Source organism: Chromobacterium sp. HL1 (assembly GCF_057418835.1).
The window spans coordinates 4443039-4458787 of sequence record NZ_CP162399.1 but is presented as its reverse complement, the minus strand read 5'-3'; the positions used below and the strand labels follow the sequence as shown (position 1 = coordinate 4458787).

Below are 15749 nucleotides of genomic sequence, written 5' to 3'. Positions count from 1 at the left end.
TTTACTCCCTGTCAGTTCAGCAAGGCCGCGGCGCGCGGCTCGGCGTGGTCCTGCGCGTCGGCGCGCTGACCCAGTTCCTTGATCCAGCGCCGGTATTCGATGCCCAAGCGGTCGCTGCGCACATGCATTTCCTGCTGGAGGTCCAGCGGCAGCCGCGCCGGGCGCTGCGATTCCACGATCAGCCGGTCCTGCTCGAACACCATGTCCTGGCGATAGAGGATTTTTTCCTCGCTCAAGTCGGCGCCGAAGTTGATGGCGACGATCAGCCAGATCACGCACTCGGCCTCGTCCACCGGGGTGGCGTTGAGGAAGGTGCAGAAGCGCTCGGTGTCGCCGGTCTTCTTGACGAAGTAGGCGGTGGTGGGGTTGAACACCGAGTAGGTGTAGCGTGCGGTGACCGGGATGCCGCGGTGGTCGCCATAGGGCTGGAACACCGAGATTTCCGAGGTGCGCAGCCCGTGTTCGTCCTTGAACACCTGGTAGTCCGGCAAGGGCTCCGGCGCGTCCGGGTCGCCGTTGAGATTGGCGTGGACGAAGGGGAAGTGCGAGGCGTCGAGGAAGTTTTCCACCGAGCGCAAGGCGTTGCCCATATAGCGATAGGGGCCGGCGAAGACCTTGCGGAAGCTGTCGTCCTCCCATTCCGGGAACACCGGCAGCGGCCGTTGCGGCGCGTCCAGGCTGGCCCAGATCAGGCCGTAGCGTTCGGCCGCGTGGTGGCGGAAGATCAGCCGCGCCGACGAGGGCGTGGCCTGGTCCGGGTGGGCCGGCACCCGCGTGCATTGGCCGCCGGCGTCAAAGCGCCAGCCGTGGTACGGGCATTCGATCTCGCCCTTTTTGACGCAGCCCAGCGACAGCTTGGCGCCGCGGTGGCCGCAATAATCTTTCCAGGCGTGGATCTGGCCGGCGCCGTCGCGCCACAGCACCAGTTCCTCGCCCAGCAGCCGCACCGCCTTGGGGCGTTCTGCGCTGACTTCGTCGGCGCGCGCCACCACGTGCCATTGGTTCTTCAAGGCCTGGTAGTCCAGACCGGCGCGGTCCCATTTGCCTGCGTACAGCATGCTTGCCTCCTTTCCGGTCCGGTTCACGCGCGGTCGCGGCAAGCGCCGTCGAACTGCCAGCCCGGACGCGCCCAGCCGTCCGGCGTGTAGTCGGCCATGCAGTCGTCCACCAGCGCGCGGCATTGCTCCAGCACGCCGCTGCTCTCGCAGTGGCGCAGCATGTCCAGCCGCACTTGCTCGTTGTTGCCGGCGTAGTTGTGCTCGTACAGCTCGTGGCGGCCGCCGAACTCGCTGCCCAGCGCGTCCCACAGCAGCTTGATCAGCTTGAGCCGGTCCACCGCCTCTTGATCGGTGCCCTGGAAGTAGCAGCCGATCAGGTCCTTGAGTTCCGGATTGGCCAGGTCCAGCCAGCTGGACACCTGCATGATGGGCGAGCCGCCGAGTATGGTGTTGAACACCGGTTTGAGCTGGGACATCATCTGGGTGCCGAAATAGCGCACCGTGGCGGCGGCTTCCAGCCGCGGCACCACCGAACCGTCGCGGCGCGGTTCCGGGTTGTGACACAGCGATTCGGTCAGCGACCACATCAGATTGCGCAGCGCCACGATGTCGGCCAGCCGGGCGCGCACGCCGCGGAAGCCGTCGCTGCCGTTGGATTCCAGCACCTTGGCCAGCAGGCCGCAGATGAAATCCATCTTCACCGCCAGCCGGGTGCCGGATTGCAGCGGATAGCGGTTGAGGAAGCCGGAGGCGGAATAGAAGCTGCGCGCGCGCTCGATGTCGCGGTAGATCAGCACGTTTTCCCAGGGCACGAACACGCCGTCGAAAATCAGCACCGAGTCGTTTTCGTCGAAGCGGCTGGACAGCGGGTTGTCGAAGGGGCTGAGCGCCGCGGCTTCGTAAGAGCGGCGGCAGATGATCTTGAGATTGGGCGCGTTCATCGGCAGGATGAAGCACAGCGCGAAGTCCTCCTCGCCGCCGGCCTGGTATTGGGCGGCGCTGTTCTGGGCGACGAAGGTGGCGTTGGAGATGGCCGCGCTGGTGGCCACCATCTTGGCGCCGCGCACGATGATGCCGGCGTCGGTTTCCCTCTCCACGTGCAGGTAAAGATCGCGCATCTCCGAGGCGGCGCGGGCGCGGCCCGCCGGCGGGTTCACCAGCACGTGGTTGAGGAACAGCACTTTGCGCGCGCTCTGGCGATACCAGTTCAGCGCGTTGTCGTGGAAGGGCGCGTACAGATGAGGGTCGGATTTCAGCGTGGCGGTGAAGCCGGCCTTGTAGTCCGGGGTGCGGCCCATGAAGCCGTAAGTCAGCCGCGACCAGTGGGCGATGGCGTCGCGGGCCTTGAGCAAGTCCTCACAGGAGCGGCTGGGCATGAAATAGCGGTGGGTGCGATAGCCTTCCGGATCGATGTCGGTCATCAGCTCCTGGCTGTCCGGATGGTGCAGCGCCTCGTACAGCCGCGACATCGAGTAAGCGCTGTTGCGGAAAGCCGGGTGCCGGCTGACGTCCGCCACTTTCTGGCCGTAGATGTAGACTTCGCGGCCATCGTTGAGACTGGCCAGGTACTCCTCCGGCGTCATCATTTCGTTCAATGCAGCATGATTCACTTGGCACTCCTCATCGTCATTTAAGAGCAGCAAACACATTCCCGGACTGCGGGCGACACGACGCCCTCCCGTCAGGGATGAGAGAATCGACGCCATGGGCGCGGCCGCGCGTGGTCACGGCCGGCGGATGGCTACGGCGGGTATTGAGTAGTGGGGCCGCTCAGTGGCTGAAGTAACGGCCCAGCAGGACGATGCCGGAAAACAGGACGACGGTATTGATCACCCGGATGAATTGTTCGCGGGTCAGCCGCAGGGTGATGTGTCGGCCGGCGAACACCCCGCACAGCATGGCCGGCGCCAGGATCAGCGCCAGCAGCAGCAGGGAGGCGTCCATATAAACGCCGGCCAGCGCGAACAGCACCACCCGGGTCAGGGTGCTCAGGCCGATCAGCGTGGTCTGGGTGATGCGCAGATGTTCTTTCTGCTCGATGCGGCCGGACAGATAAATGGCGTAGATGAAGCCGCCGCTGCCGAACAGCGCGCTGAAGACGCCGCCCACCAGGCCGAAGGGCACCGCGGCGCGGGGCTGGAATTGCCGCTTGGGGCTGAGGCCGCTGAGCGAATACAGCGAGTAGGCCACCACGAACACGCCCAAGGCCAGCAGCAGCGCGTCAGGCCGGGTTTTCAGCAGGATGGCGGCGCCGATCAGGCTGCCGGCCACCATCAGCGGGATCAGCCGCTTCAGTTCGCCCAGGTCCGCCTTGCTGCCGTCGCGCAGGATGTTGCTGAAGGCGGCGAACATATCCATCAGCGCCAGCAGCGGCACGATCTTGGCCACCGGGATGAAAATGGCCAGCACCGGGCTGGCGACCAGGGCGGTGCCGAAACCGGCCACGCCGAAAATCACGTAAGCAATGGTGACCGCCGCAAAGATGGCGCTCAGGTCCTGCCATGGCAAATCCAGCAACATAGGGGTTCTCCTGGCCTGCCTGCCACGCTTGGAATACTTTCCCGGGCGTTGGCCTGACGGCTCCTGCTATTTCTCCGACGGCTATTTTGTATGGGATCAGCCGTTCTCAAGTGTTTGCATCCTACTGATTTGTCATGATGTATGTCAAATGGGAAAGTTTGCCCTTGTAGTATTTGAATTGCATTTAATGATTAATATATTTGTAGAAAAAGTTTTACGCGCGACTACCGCGCCGGCCGGCGAGCCGGGCTCGCCGCGGCGGGACGAGTCCGCTATCATCCGCGGCAGATTGAAGGCGAGGAAGCCATATGAGCGATGAACTGCACATCACCGATCTGGTGGAGGGCACGGGCAAGGAGGTGGTCAAGGGCGCCTTGATCACCACGCAGTACACCGGCTGGCTGGAGGACGGCACCGAGTTCGATTCGTCCTACGCGAAGGGACGGCCGTTCCAGTGCGTGATCGGCACCGGCCGCGTGATCAAGGGCTGGGATCAGGGCTTGATGGGCATGAAGGCTGGCGGCAAGCGCCGGCTGTACGTGCCGGCGCGCCTGGCTTACGGCGAGCGCCAGATCGGCGCGCTGATCAAGCCCAATTCCAATCTCCTGTTCGAGATCGAGCTGCTGGAAGTGCTGACCCGCGACGATTGAGGCGGCGCGGCGAACAACAGACCGGCGCTGGGACCGGGTGTTGTTCGCCATTGCTCTTTAAGAGTCTGTTTTCAACGCCGTATCGCCGACGCGCAGCAGATCGTAAACAGCTTCTTAGTCCAGCAGCTTCCAGGCAATGCTCTCGCCGGCGCGCAGCGGCACCAGCGCGTCGCCGTCGTAGGGCAGCGTGTCCGGCACGGTCCACGCCTGCTTGGCCAGGGTCACGCGCTCCTCGTTGACCGGCAGGCGGTAGAAGGCCGGGCCGTTGAGGCTGGCGAAGGCTTCCAGCTGGTCCAGCGCGCCGGCGGCCTCGAAGGCCTCCGCGTACAGCTCGATGGTGGCGTTGGCGGTGTACATGCCGGCGCAGCCGCAGCTGCTCTCCTTGGCGTGGCGCGCGTGCGGCGCGCTGTCGGTGCCGAGGAAGAATTTGGCGGAGCCGCTGGTGGCGGCCTTGAGCAGCGCCTGGCGGTGCAGCTCGCGCTTGAGCACCGGCAGGCAGTAATGATGCGGGCGGATGCCGCCGACGAACAGCGCGTTGCGGTTCATCAGCAGGTGGTGGGCGGTGATGGTGGCGGCGACGTTGTCCGGCGCGGCGGCCACGTATTCGGCGGCGTCGCGGGTGGTGATGTGCTCGAACACCACCCGCAGCGCGGGCAGCTTGGCCAGCAGCGGTTGGAACACTTGCTCGATGAACACCGCTTCGCGGTCGAACACGTCGATGGCCGGATCGGTGACTTCGCCGTGCACCAGCAGCGGCAGCCCGGCCTCGGCCATGGCCTCCAGCGCCGGCATGGCCTTGTTGACGTCGGACACGCCGAAATCGGAATTGGTGGTGGCGCCGGCCGGGTAGAGCTTGACCGCGTGGACGAAACCGCTGGCCTTGGCCTTGCGGATTTCCGCCGGCGAGGTGTTGTCGGTCAGGTAGAGCGTCATCAGCGGCTCGAAGCGGCTGCCGGCCGGGCGCGCGGCCAGGATGCGCTCGCGGTAGGCGGCGGCGGCGTCCACGGTGGTCACCGGCGGCTTGAGATTGGGCATGATGATGGCGCGGCCCATCTGGCGACAGGTGTCGGGCAATACGGCGGCCAGCGCCGCGCCGTCGCGCACGTGCAGATGCCAGTCATCGGGGCGGATCAGGGTCAGGGTTTGCGTCATGGTCTTGCCTGCGGGTAGCGGTGAAAAAGGCGGCGGCCAAAAAGAACCTGTTTACAAGCTGCTGCGCGTCGGCGATACGGCGTTGAAAGTCTCTTCAGAATGCTCATGTACGCTATGTGCATTCCGCTTCTTCAGCCGCTTTCGCCTGGTCTCGTCTTTGCCGGCGAGCGGGTAAACAGGCTCCGAGCCATCGAAATTATTTCCGTTTCAGCACCATGCGGAATTTGCCTTCCGCCGTGGTGTCCGAGGTCAACAGCGCATTGCCGGTCTGACGGCAGAAGGCTTCGAAGTCCTTGGGCGCGCCGGGATCGGTGGCGATCACCTCCAGCACCGCGCCGCTGTCCATTTCCGCCAGCGCCTTCTTGGCGCGCAGGATGGGCAGCGGGCAGTTGAGGCCGGAGAGGTCTATGGTCTTGTCGAAATTCATGGTCCGGCTTCCTCAGCCTTATCAGTTACAATGGAGGGAAGCCCGGCCGCTTGGAACCCGTTCAAGGCCGCATCGCCGACGCGAGGCGGATATTGAGCGGAATACAGGCCTGGTCGGAACTGTCCGCGGCTGCTCCCTAAACCCTAAGTTTACGCGAGTCGCCAAGCCATCCTCAAATCGGTCTTCATCATGTGCGTGATCGCTTTTGCCTACAAGACCCCCGGACTGGGCCAGCTGGTGTTGCTGGCCAACCGGGACGAATACTATGCGCGTCCGACCGAACCGCTGGATTGGTGGCCGCAATATCAGAATACGCTGGGCGGCCGCGACGCCGAATCCGGCGGCGGCTGGCTGATGGTGGACGGCCGCGGCCGCATCGCCGCGGTGACCAATATCCGCGACGGCCATCCGGTCAAGGCGGAGCGCTCGCGCGGCGAACTGGTGGAGCGCTTCGTCGCCGGCGACGAGGACCCGTTCGCCTTCGCGGACTGGCTGCGCGCCGAGCAAGGCCGCTATGCGCCGTTTAACCTGCTGTTCGGCTATACCTCGGACCTGTTTCATTTCCACAGCCGCGGCGGCCAGATCGCGCGGGTGACGCCGGGCATTCACACCTTGTCCAACGCCACGCTGGACACGCCGTGGTTCAAGAGCGAGCGGCTGGCGGAGTATTTGCGCGAGTTTCAGCGCGTGCCCACCGAGGATCAGGCTTTCATCGCCCTGTCCGACGGCACGCCGGCGCCGCCGGGACAGTTGCCGAACACCCGCATCGGTTCCGCGCTGGAGCGGGTGCTGTCGCCCATCTTCATCAAGGGCCGCGACTACGGCACCCGCGCGTCCATGCTGCTGACGGTGTCGGCGCGCGGCGATATGCAGTTTTCGGAATTGAGTTGGGGCCTGGCCGGCAGGGAAACCGGCCGCCGCCGTTTCACCTTGCGTCCGGGCCAGCCAAGCGCGGCCCCGGCGCGTTGACGAGGAGTAGTGATTTGAAGACCTTTGCCGCCATCATCGTGCTGGCCCTCTGCGCCGCGCAGCCGGCGCTGGCCGACAACAAGATCAAGAAGAATATAGATTTTGCGCCGGAGGTGCCGTGGCAGGAGGGCGATTACCAGTTGCCGCCGTATCCGGCGCAGCCGGACTGGATCGCGGTCAGCACCGACAATCTGCAGGTCAATCAGTATTTCGTCGACGCCAAGACCCTGAGCGCGGGCGAGGACGGCGTGGTGCGGATGATCGTGCGGGTGAAAAGCCCGGCCGGCGGCGAGAACCTGAGTTTCGAGGGCCTACTGTGCAATGAGGGCAGCTACCGCGCTTACGCTTTTGGCAACAGCATCGATAAAAACTGGATCCGCTCCAACAAGGCGGTGTGGCGCAAGATAGAGCGCGACGACAAGCTGCGCCGTTCGCTGCGCGATCTGGCCTGCCCGGACAAGCGCGCGCCGCGCGACGCCGAGGAGGCGTTGAAGCGCTTGCGTCAGGGCTGAGCTTTTTAGATCGGAGCGAACGGGTTCAATAGTTTGACGCCGGTGCCGGCAAAATCGCCGCTATTGCGGGTCACGATCGTCAGGTCGTGGATCAGCGCGATGGCGGCGATTTGCTTGTCGACGGCGTTCTGGGGGTGAGGGGACATCAACTTGCCCCATACCTGGGCGCAATCGGCATCGAAGTTCAGAATGCGTTGGGAAAATTCCTGGGTGATGGTGTCCAGCCATTGTTCCAGCAGGCCGGCCTGCTTGAGGTCGCCGCGGTGCTTGAGATTCTCGATGCCGCGGCGAATTTCCCCCACGCTGATGGCGGACAGATAGAGGCTATCCGTGTCCGCCGATCGCCAGAAGGCGAGCACGCCTGCATTGGCTTTGCCGCCTTTGCGAGCTTCGCTGACGATATTGGTGTCCACCAGATACACGGCCTATTCCCGGCTGCGTTCGAAGTCGGCGTCTTCGCCCACGTCGGGCATATTGGCCAGGACTTCGGCAAAGCTGCGGCGTTTGGGTTGAGCGAGCAAGGCGCTGCGCAGAATGCGGCGATGCTCGGCTTCGGCGCTGACGCCGTGGGCCGCCGCGCGACGTTTGAGCTCCGCGGCGACTTCATCGTCGATATTGCGCACGATCAGATTGGCCATGGTCTGCCTCCCCGTACTTGATAGCAATGATTGCATTATGCCCGGCTAGAGGGGGATTGCAAGGAGGGCGCGGCTTATTCGCCTTGTCTCGCTTTTGCTCGTGAGACTTTTAGAGCAAGGCCCGCGCCGGACTCCGGCGCGGGCCTTGTCGCGTCAGGCGCGCAGCGCGCGCCGTTTTTCCCGCCAGGCCGCATGGCGTTGCGCCAGCGCGTCGAAATACAGATAGAGCACCGGGGTGATGTAGAGCGTGACCACCTGGGAGAACACCAGGCCGCCCACCACCGCCAGGCCCAAGGGCTGGCGCAACTCGGCGCCGGCGCCCAGGCCCAGCGCGATGGGCAGCGCGCCCATCAGCGCCGCCAGCGTGGTCATCATGATGGGCCGGAAGCGCAGCAGACAGGCGGCGTGGATGGCCTGTTCCGGCGACATGCCCTGTTTGCGCTGAGCCTCCAGCGCGAAATCGATCATCATGATGGCGTTCTTTTTGACGATGCCGATCAGCATCAGGATGCCGATGCTGGCGATCACGGTCAGTTCCTGGCCGAACAGCATCAGCGTGCCCAGCGCGCCGATGGCGGCGGAGGGCAGGCCGGACAGAATCGTCAGCGGGTGGATGTAGCTTTCGTACAGCACCCCCAGCAGCACGTAGATCACCGCCACCGCGATGCCCAGCAACAGGATCTGGCTGCCCTGGGTTTCCTCGAAGGCGGCGGCGTCGCCGCTATAGCTGGTGGCGATGGAGGGCGGCAGCGAGATGCGGTCCTTGAGCTGGCGCAGGTGTTGATCGGCCTGGCTCAGCGGGATGCCGGGCGCCAGGTTGAAGGACAGCGTCACCGCCTGCAACTGGCCCTGGTGGTTGACCGAGATCGGGCCGACGGTGCGCTCCACCGAGGCGATGCTGGACAATGGCACCAGCTGGCCGTCGGCGGCGCGCACGCGCAGCCGCGAGAAGTCGAACTCGTTGACCTTGAACGGGTCGTCCGCCTGCAGGATGACCTGATAGTTGTCGCTGGCGGTGTAGATGGTGGAAATCTGTCGTTCGCCGAAGGCGCTGTACAGCGCGCTGCGTATGCTCTGGATGTCCACGCCCAGCAGATTGGCCTTGTCGCGGTCTATGTTCAGCTTGGCTTGCAGGCCCTTGAGCTGGGAGTCGCTGGTGACGTCGCGGAAGATGGGATCGGCCTGCATCTGCTGCAAGAGTTTGTCGGACCAGGTGTTCAGACTTTCCGCCTGAATGCCTTGCAAGGTGTACTGGTAGCGGCTCTTGCTCTGGCGTCCGCCCAGGCGCAGGTTCTGCGTCGGGTTCAGATAGACGCTGAGCCCCGGCACCGCGCGCAGGTCGCGGCGCAGGCTTTCCATGGTCGGGTCCAGCTTGGCGCGCTCGCCGCGCGGTTTGAGCTGGATGAACATGCGGCCGGTGTTGCCGCCGGACAGCGAGGAGGTGGCGAAGGCGACGTTGGGATTGGCCTGGGTGATGGCCGCGGCGCGTTGCTGCAGCTTGAGCATGGCCTCGTAGGAGATGTCCTGCGCCGCCTCGGTGCTGGCCATGATCTGGCCGGTGTCCTCGGTGGGGAAGAAGCCCTTGGGAATGCCGTTGAACATCAGCGCGGTCAGGACGAAGGTGGACAGCGCGCCGGCCAGGGTCAGGCGGCGATGCTTGAGCGCCAGGTCCAGCGTGCGGCGATAGCCGGCCAGCACCGCGTCGAAGCCGCCTTCCAGCGCGGCGGCCAGCCGGCCGCGCCGGGCCTGGTGTCCGATCGAGTCGGCGCTGAGAAAGCGCGAGGACAGCAGCGGGATCAGGGTCAGCGACACCGCCGCCGACACCAGTACCGCCAGCGACACCACCACGGCGAACTCATGGAACAGCAGGCCGATCACGCCCTGCATGAAGAAGATGGGAATGAAGATGGCCACCAGCGACAAGGAGATCGACACGATGGTGAAGGCGATCTCGCGCGAGCCCCTCAGCGCCGCCTCCATCGGCGACAGTCCTTCCTCAATGTAGCGGACGATGTTTTCCAGCATCACGATGGCGTCGTCCACCACCAGGCCCACCGCCAGCGTGATGCCCAGCAGCGAGATATTGTCCAGGCTGTAGCCCAGCCAGTACATCAGGCCTATGGTGCCGATCAGCGAGATCGGCAGCGACAGCGCCGGGATCACCGTGGCCGCCATGCGCTGCAGGAACATGAAGATCACCATGATCACCAGCGCGATGGTGAGCAGCAGGGTCAGCTTGACGTCGTGGATGGCTTCGCGGATGGACTGCGAGCGGTCGTTCAGTAGGTTCAGCCGCACCGAGCCGGGCAACTGCGCCTGCAATTGCGGCAGTTCCTTGCGGATGGCGTCCACCACCGCCACGGTGTTGGCGTCGCTCTGCCGCATCACCGCCAGCACGATGGAGCGCTCGCCGTTGACCCAGCTGCCGCTTTTGAGGTTTTCCACGCTGTCTTCCACCGCGGCCACGTCGGACAGCCTCACCGGCAGGCCGTTGCGGCTGGCGATCACCAGGTTGGCGAACTGGGCGGCGTTTTGCAGCTGGCGGTTGGCTTCCACCGTCATCAGCTGCGATTTGCCCTCCAGCGTGCCCACCGGGGTGTTGACGTTGGCGGCGCGGATGCTGGCGGCCACGTCGTCCAGCGTCAGATTGCGCGAGGCCAGCTTGCCCGGATCGGCCTTGATCCGCACCGCGTAGCGCTTCTGGCCGAAGATATTGACCTGGGCCACGCCCTTGAGGGTGGAGATATTGGGCGATATCCAGTTTTCGGCGTAGTCGTTGAGGTCGGACAGCGACATCGCCGGCGAATTGAGCGCCAGCAGCAGCACCGGCGAATCCGCCGGGTTGACCTTGCGGTAGGACGGCGTCGAGGTCATTTCCGTCGGCAGCGAGCGCTGCGCGCGCAGCAGCGCCGCCTGCACGTCCACCGCCGCCAGATCGATATTGCGGTCGTTGTCGAACTCCAGCGTGATCGAGGTGCTGCCCAGGGTGCTGGACGAACTGATCACCGCGATGCCGGGAATGGTGGAAAACTGCTTTTCCAGCGGCGCGGCCACCGAGGAGGCCATGCTGTCCGGGCTGGCGCCGGGCAGGCTGGCGGAAACGTTGATGGTGGGGGTGTCGAAGCTGGGCAGCGCGGCGATGGGCAGTTTCTGATAGGCGATCAGGCCGGCCACCACCAGGGATAGGCACAGCAGCACCGTCATCACCGGACGGCGGATGCAGAGCTCGGAGATTTGCATCACTGGCCTCCGCTGGCCTGGCCGGCCTTGGCCGCGCGCACCTTGTCGCCGGGGCGCAGGTTGAGGCCGCCGTTGGACACCACGGCCTCGCCTACGCTCAGCCCTTTGACGACGGCTTTTTCCTTATGGATGGCCAGCAGTTCCACCGGCACACGCTTGACGCTGCCGTCGGCCTGCACCGCGTAGCTGAATTTGCCTTCCGGCCCGGTCAGCAGCGCCGCCACCGGAATGGTGGTGGCCTGCCGGTAGCGGCCGGCGTTAAGCGAGACGGTGACGAATTGGCCCGGCCACAGCTTGCCGTCCGGATTGGAAAACTCGGCTTTCAGCGTCAGCGTGCCGTTGGCGCTGTCCACCGCGCTGTCGATGAAGACCAGTTTGCCGTCCACGCTGTCGCCGCTGTCCGGCAGCGTGGCGCGCACCAGCAGCTTGCCGGCGGCCTCGGCGGCGCGCACCGCGCCCAGTTCGCGCTCGGGCAGGGTGAAGGTGGCGTTGATCGGATGGATGCGGGTGATGGTCAGCATCGCCGCGGCCATGCCCGGCTGTACCAGGGTGCCCGGATAGACGCCGATCACGCCGATGCGTCCGCCGATGGAGGCTCGCAGCGTTTTGTAGTCCAGCGCCACGCGGGCCGCCTCCACCTGGGCGCGGTCCGCGGCCACGGTGGCGCTGAGCGCGTCGGCCTTGGACTGGTTGGCGTCCACCACGCTTTGCGAGACGAAGTTTTTCGCCAGCAGGTCGCGGCTGCGCGCCAGGTCGCGTTCGGCGTTTTTCAGCTGGGCCTGGTCGCTGAGCGTCTGCGCCTGAGCCTTTTTCAGCTGCGCGGTTTCCGCCGCCGCGTCCAGCGTGAACAGCAATTGGCCCGGGCTTACGCTCTGGCCTTCCTTGACGTGGACCTTGGCCACCACGCCGGACACTTGCGGCTTGACCTCCACCTTTTCAATGGCGGTGACATTGCCGGTGGCGCTCAGTTCTATCGGCAGATCCTCCGCCGCCACTTTGGCGATGCCAACGGCAATCGGCGGGCGCGCCGCGGTTTTGGACGCGGCGGCGCTCGTCCTGGAGCCATACCAGCCGGCCAGGCCGGCCGCAGCCAGAGCAAGCGCGGCAGCGCTTGCAACGACTCGTTTCTTCATCTTTTCTTCTCGCTCTTGGGGCGGGCGCCTAGCCCGCCGTGTGGATGCCAGGCGTCGTCCCATCGATACCTGCTGGCGCATGCCGGCGTCGCCGCTTGCCGCGGACATCCATCCGGCGGCGGGCCGCGTTTCCAGGGCGTCCCTCCGCCGCTGGTCGCGCGGCCCGGAAAACCGGGCCGGATTCTGTCCGCATATTGGAATGATAGGGCCGAATAAGGCTTGCGGATCAGGAAGATGCGTTGGCGGCGCGGCCTGGGCTCAGGAGCGTGGGGCCGGGGGGCGGGGCTGGCGCGCGGCATGCGTCGGATCGAGCTTACTCAAGCCCTTCCGTTTTCGCCAAGCGCAAAAGCGTTAATGATTTTGGGAAAAGCCGGCAAATTAAAAATAAGCTTTTTGTAATATTTGAACAGGGTAATTGTATAGGCTTATTTTCAATGTCATGAGCAATGTGTATGAGAGGCATTAATTTTTAGAATGAGAAACGAAATAATGGTGGAAAAACAATGTGAAATCAGCAAGCTGTGACAGCTAATGCGGGCATGGATAGTCAATTTGCGACAAAAACGTTAAATCGCCCGCCGTCGCGCCGTGCTTAGCACTTGAAGTATTCAAAATCCTCAGCGCATAATGGCCGCCAACCACTCTGGATACAATCGAGTGAAGATTCTGATCGCCCCGCGATAGTCGACGGGAGCGGCAATACTTAGGAGAGTAGGCGAGATGGCTGATAAAAAATCGCTACAGACAATCACGGCCGCCGTGGCGCTGGCCCTGACTTCCGGCGCGGCCCTGGCCGCCATTGTGCCGCCGGGCACCAAGCTGGCCGCCAAGCAGGAACTGGTGCGCTCCAACGGCTCCGAACCGGAATCGCTGGATCCCATGGTGGTGGAGGGCGTGCCCGCCAACATCATCACCCACGACTTGTTCGAAGGCCTGACCGCCACCGACAACGAAGGCAGGCTGCAGCCCGGCGTGGCCGAGTCCTGGAAACAGACCGCGCCCACCACCTGGGTGTTCAAGCTGCGCAAGAACGCCAAATGGTCCGACGGCAGCGGCGTCACCGCCGACGACTTCGTCTACGGCATCCGCCGCCTGGTGGACCCCAAGCTGGCCGCTCCCTACGCCGGCACCTTCGGCATCTTCTTCCTGAACGGCGAGGCCATCGTGGCCGGCAAGAAGCCGGTGACCGCCATCGGCGTCAAGGCGCTGGACAAATACACCGTGCAAGTGGACACCGCCTTCCCGGTGTCCTACCTGCCGGAACTGATGTCCAACGCCCAACTGGGCCCGGCGCCCAAGGCGGTGATCGACAAGTTCGGCAAGGACTGGGTCAAGCCGGGCAAGATGGTCAGCAACGGCCCCTTTGTGCTGAAAGACTGGCAAGTCAACAGCAAGGTGGTGATCGAGAAGAACGCGCAGTACTGGAACGCCAAGAGCGTGCAGCTGACCCGCGTCAGCTTCCTGCCCATCGAAGATCAGAACGCCGACCAGAAGCTGTACCAGTCCGGTCAGACCGACATGACTTACGAGATCCCGCCGGGCAGCTTCGACAAGCTCAAGAGCGCCATGCCCAAGGATCTGAAAACCTCCACCATCCTGGGCCTGCGCTATTACAGCCTGAACAACAAGGATCCGCTGCTGAAGGACGTGCGCGTGCGCAAGGCGCTGTCCATGGTGGTGGACCGCGACCTGATGGCCAAGAAAATCACCGGCGACGGCCAGCTGCCGTCCTATAGCGTGATGGTCAAAGGCGTGCACGGCGGCCTGCCGACCAGCTACGACTGGGCGCAATGGCCGATGGCCAAGCGCGTGGACGAGGCCAAGAAGCTGCTGGCCCAGGCCGGCGTCAAGCCGGGCACCACGCTCAAGCTGTCCTACAACACCAGCGACTACCACAAGAAGATGGCCATCTTCGTGGCCTCCGAGTGGAAGAGCAAGCTGGGCTTCAACACCTCCATGGAAAACATGGAGTTCAAGGTCTTCCTGAAGAAACGCCACGACGGCGACTACCAGGTGGCGCGCAACGGCTGGTTGGCCGACTATAACGACGCCACCACCTTCCTGGCGCTGGTCCAGTGCGGAAATACCCAGAACGACAACTTCAACTGCAACAAGAAAGCGGAAGAGTTGATCAAGCAGGGCAATGAAAGCACCGATCAAGCCAAGCGCACCCAATTGCTGACTCAGGCCACCAAGCTGGCGATGGACGACTACCCGATGATCCCGGTGCTGCAGTACACGCTGCCGCGCCTGGTGAAACCGTATGTGGGCGGCTACTCGCTGAAGAACCCGGTGGATCGTTACCGCAGCAAGGAACTCTACATCATCCAGCATTGATCGCCGGCCTCGCGCCGCCGCCCTGAACGCCTCCCGTCCCGCAGGGGACCGGAGGCGCGCGGGCGGACGCGCGTTCGGCCCTGATCTGGAAACGGGGGCAACCCCGGTGTGTTGAGCGGGCGGTCGTCGCTGACGGCGCCGCCCGCCCGTGACTGTCGGTGTCAATCGCCGTTGGTCCGTCCGCAGCCCGCGCATCGCGCCGGCGCGGCGGGCGCGGCGAGTCGGAGTAATTTGCAATGTGGTCCTACACCTTACGACGCGTGCTGTTGACGATCCCCACCGTGTTGGCCGTCATCACCGTCTGTTATCTGCTGCTGCACATGACCCCTGGCGGCCCCTTTGACGGGGAGCGCAAAGTTTCCGAGGCGGTATTGGCCAATCTGCAGGCCAAATACCATCTCGACCTGCCCCTGTGGCAGCAATACCTGTATTACCTGAAGAGTCTGCTGCAAGGCGATCTGGGCGCCTCCTTCCGTTATTCGGACTGGAGCGTCAACGATCTGGTGGCCAAGGCGCTGCCGGTGTCGGCGGCGATAGGCGGCAGCGCCATCCTGATTTCGCTGGTGATAGGCGTGGCGCTGGGCATCGTCGCCGCGCTGCGTCAGAACAGCGCGGTGGATTACCTGGTGATGCTGATCAGCAATATGGGCAGCGCTTTCCCGTCCTTCATCATCGGCCCGGTGCTGGTGCTGATCTTCGCCGTCACCCTGCAATGGCTGCCGTCCGGCGGCTGGAACGATTTCGATCCGCGCTTCATGATCCTGCCGGTGGCGCTGCTGACCTTCATCAACGTGGCCACCATCGGCCGGGTGATGCGCGGCAGCCTGATCGAGGTGCTGGGCAGCAACTTCATCCGCACCGCGCGCGCCAAGGGCTTGCCGATGCGCACCATCATCGTCCGCCACGCCTTGAAGCCGGCCTTGATGCCGGTGGTGACGCTGCTGGGGCCGCTGACCATCTCCTCCATCACCTCCGCCGTGGTCACCGAGTCCATCTTCTCCCTGCCCGGCCTGGGCAAGCTCATTGTCAACGGCGCGGCCAACCGCGACTACACGCTGGTGCTGGGCCTGGTGGTGCTGGTGACGGTGATTGCCGTGCTGCTCAATCTGCTGGTCGATCTGGCTTACGCCTTCCTCGATCCCAAGATTCGCTATTGACGCGCGTGACCGCGAA

Annotated in this window: 14 protein-coding genes; 5 read left to right on the top strand and 9 right to left on the bottom strand. The window is 64.3% G+C overall.

Annotation, left to right across the window (positions count from 1 at the left end):
- Positions 1-11: 11 nt before the first annotated feature.
- From AB1Z25_RS20325 to AB1Z25_RS20315, 3 genes are all read right to left on the bottom strand, one after another.
- A complete protein-coding gene (locus tag AB1Z25_RS20325; protein WP_235085969.1) occupies positions 12-1058 on the bottom strand; it encodes an aromatic ring-hydroxylating dioxygenase subunit alpha in 1047 nt (348 codons plus the stop codon).
- Positions 1059-1081: 23 nt separating this feature from the next.
- Positions 1082-2608 (bottom strand): 4-hydroxyphenylacetate 3-hydroxylase family protein, encoded by a 1527-nt coding sequence (locus AB1Z25_RS20320; protein WP_199225936.1) that lies wholly within the window; start codon positions 2606-2608, stop codon positions 1082-1084.
- Between the two features lie 160 nt (positions 2609-2768).
- Positions 2769-3518, bottom strand: a complete 750-nt coding sequence (locus tag AB1Z25_RS20315; protein ID WP_048413068.1) for a sulfite exporter TauE/SafE family protein — start codon at positions 3516-3518, stop codon at positions 2769-2771.
- Between the two features lie 308 nt (positions 3519-3826).
- Here AB1Z25_RS20315 and AB1Z25_RS20310 point away from each other — a divergent pair, with 308 nt between their 5' ends.
- The gene (locus AB1Z25_RS20310) at positions 3827-4168 is read left to right on the top strand and encodes an FKBP-type peptidyl-prolyl cis-trans isomerase (RefSeq protein ID WP_486636052.1); all 342 of its coding nucleotides are present in this window, start codon (positions 3827-3829) and stop codon (positions 4166-4168) included.
- Between the two features lie 114 nt (positions 4169-4282).
- Here AB1Z25_RS20310 and pyrC read toward each other — a convergent pair whose 3' ends face one another.
- Both pyrC and AB1Z25_RS20300 read right to left on the bottom strand, forming a co-directional pair.
- On the bottom strand, positions 4283-5320 hold the full coding sequence (gene pyrC / locus AB1Z25_RS20305) for a dihydroorotase (RefSeq protein WP_486636051.1): 1038 nt from the start codon (positions 5318-5320) through the stop codon (positions 4283-4285).
- A gap of 196 nt (positions 5321-5516) precedes the next feature.
- Complete coding sequence (locus tag AB1Z25_RS20300) at positions 5517-5747, bottom strand: sulfurtransferase TusA family protein (RefSeq protein ID WP_043589636.1); 231 nt, start codon at positions 5745-5747, stop codon at positions 5517-5519.
- 189 nt (positions 5748-5936) lie between these two features.
- On the opposite strand from AB1Z25_RS20300, the gene AB1Z25_RS20295 reads away from it, so the two are divergent.
- Together AB1Z25_RS20295 and AB1Z25_RS20290 are read left to right on the top strand one after the other, a co-directional pair.
- Positions 5937-6716 (top strand): NRDE family protein, encoded by a 780-nt coding sequence (locus AB1Z25_RS20295; protein ID WP_107800874.1) that lies wholly within the window; start codon positions 5937-5939, stop codon positions 6714-6716.
- Positions 6717-6730: 14 nt separating this feature from the next.
- Positions 6731-7228 (top strand): CNP1-like family protein, encoded by a 498-nt coding sequence (locus tag AB1Z25_RS20290; protein ID WP_158274364.1) that lies wholly within the window; start codon positions 6731-6733, stop codon positions 7226-7228.
- A 5-nt stretch (positions 7229-7233) separates the two neighbouring features.
- Here the strand turns inward: AB1Z25_RS20290 and AB1Z25_RS20285 are convergent, their stop codons facing one another.
- From AB1Z25_RS20285 to AB1Z25_RS20270, 4 genes are all read right to left on the bottom strand, one after another.
- Positions 7234-7650: a type II toxin-antitoxin system VapC family toxin gene (locus tag AB1Z25_RS20285; protein WP_227105451.1), complete on the bottom strand. Its 417-nt coding sequence runs from the start codon at positions 7648-7650 to the stop codon at positions 7234-7236.
- Positions 7651-7653: 3 nt separating this feature from the next.
- Positions 7654-7866 carry a FitA-like ribbon-helix-helix domain-containing protein gene (locus AB1Z25_RS20280; RefSeq protein WP_019103136.1) on the bottom strand — a complete coding sequence of 71 codons (213 nt, stop codon included), beginning with the start codon at positions 7864-7866 and terminating at the stop codon, positions 7654-7656.
- Between the two features lie 153 nt (positions 7867-8019).
- A complete protein-coding gene (locus tag AB1Z25_RS20275; RefSeq protein WP_107800872.1) occupies positions 8020-11106 on the bottom strand; it encodes an efflux RND transporter permease subunit in 3087 nt (1028 codons plus the stop codon).
- Entirely contained in the window at positions 11106-12239 is a 1134-nt protein-coding gene (locus AB1Z25_RS20270) for an efflux RND transporter periplasmic adaptor subunit (RefSeq protein WP_158274363.1), read from the bottom strand. Before AB1Z25_RS20270 ends, AB1Z25_RS20275 begins: the two co-directional genes overlap by 1 nt.
- Before the next feature lie 720 nt (positions 12240-12959).
- Between AB1Z25_RS20270 and AB1Z25_RS20265 the strand changes: the two genes are divergently transcribed.
- Positions 12960-14576, top strand: coding sequence for a peptide ABC transporter substrate-binding protein (locus tag AB1Z25_RS20265; RefSeq protein WP_107800870.1), 1617 nt, complete (start codon positions 12960-12962; stop codon positions 14574-14576).
- Between the two features lie 236 nt (positions 14577-14812).
- Complete coding sequence (oppB, locus tag AB1Z25_RS20260; protein WP_227105445.1) at positions 14813-15733, top strand: oligopeptide ABC transporter permease OppB; 921 nt, start codon at positions 14813-14815, stop codon at positions 15731-15733.
- The last annotated feature ends 16 nt before the right edge of the window (positions 15734-15749 follow it).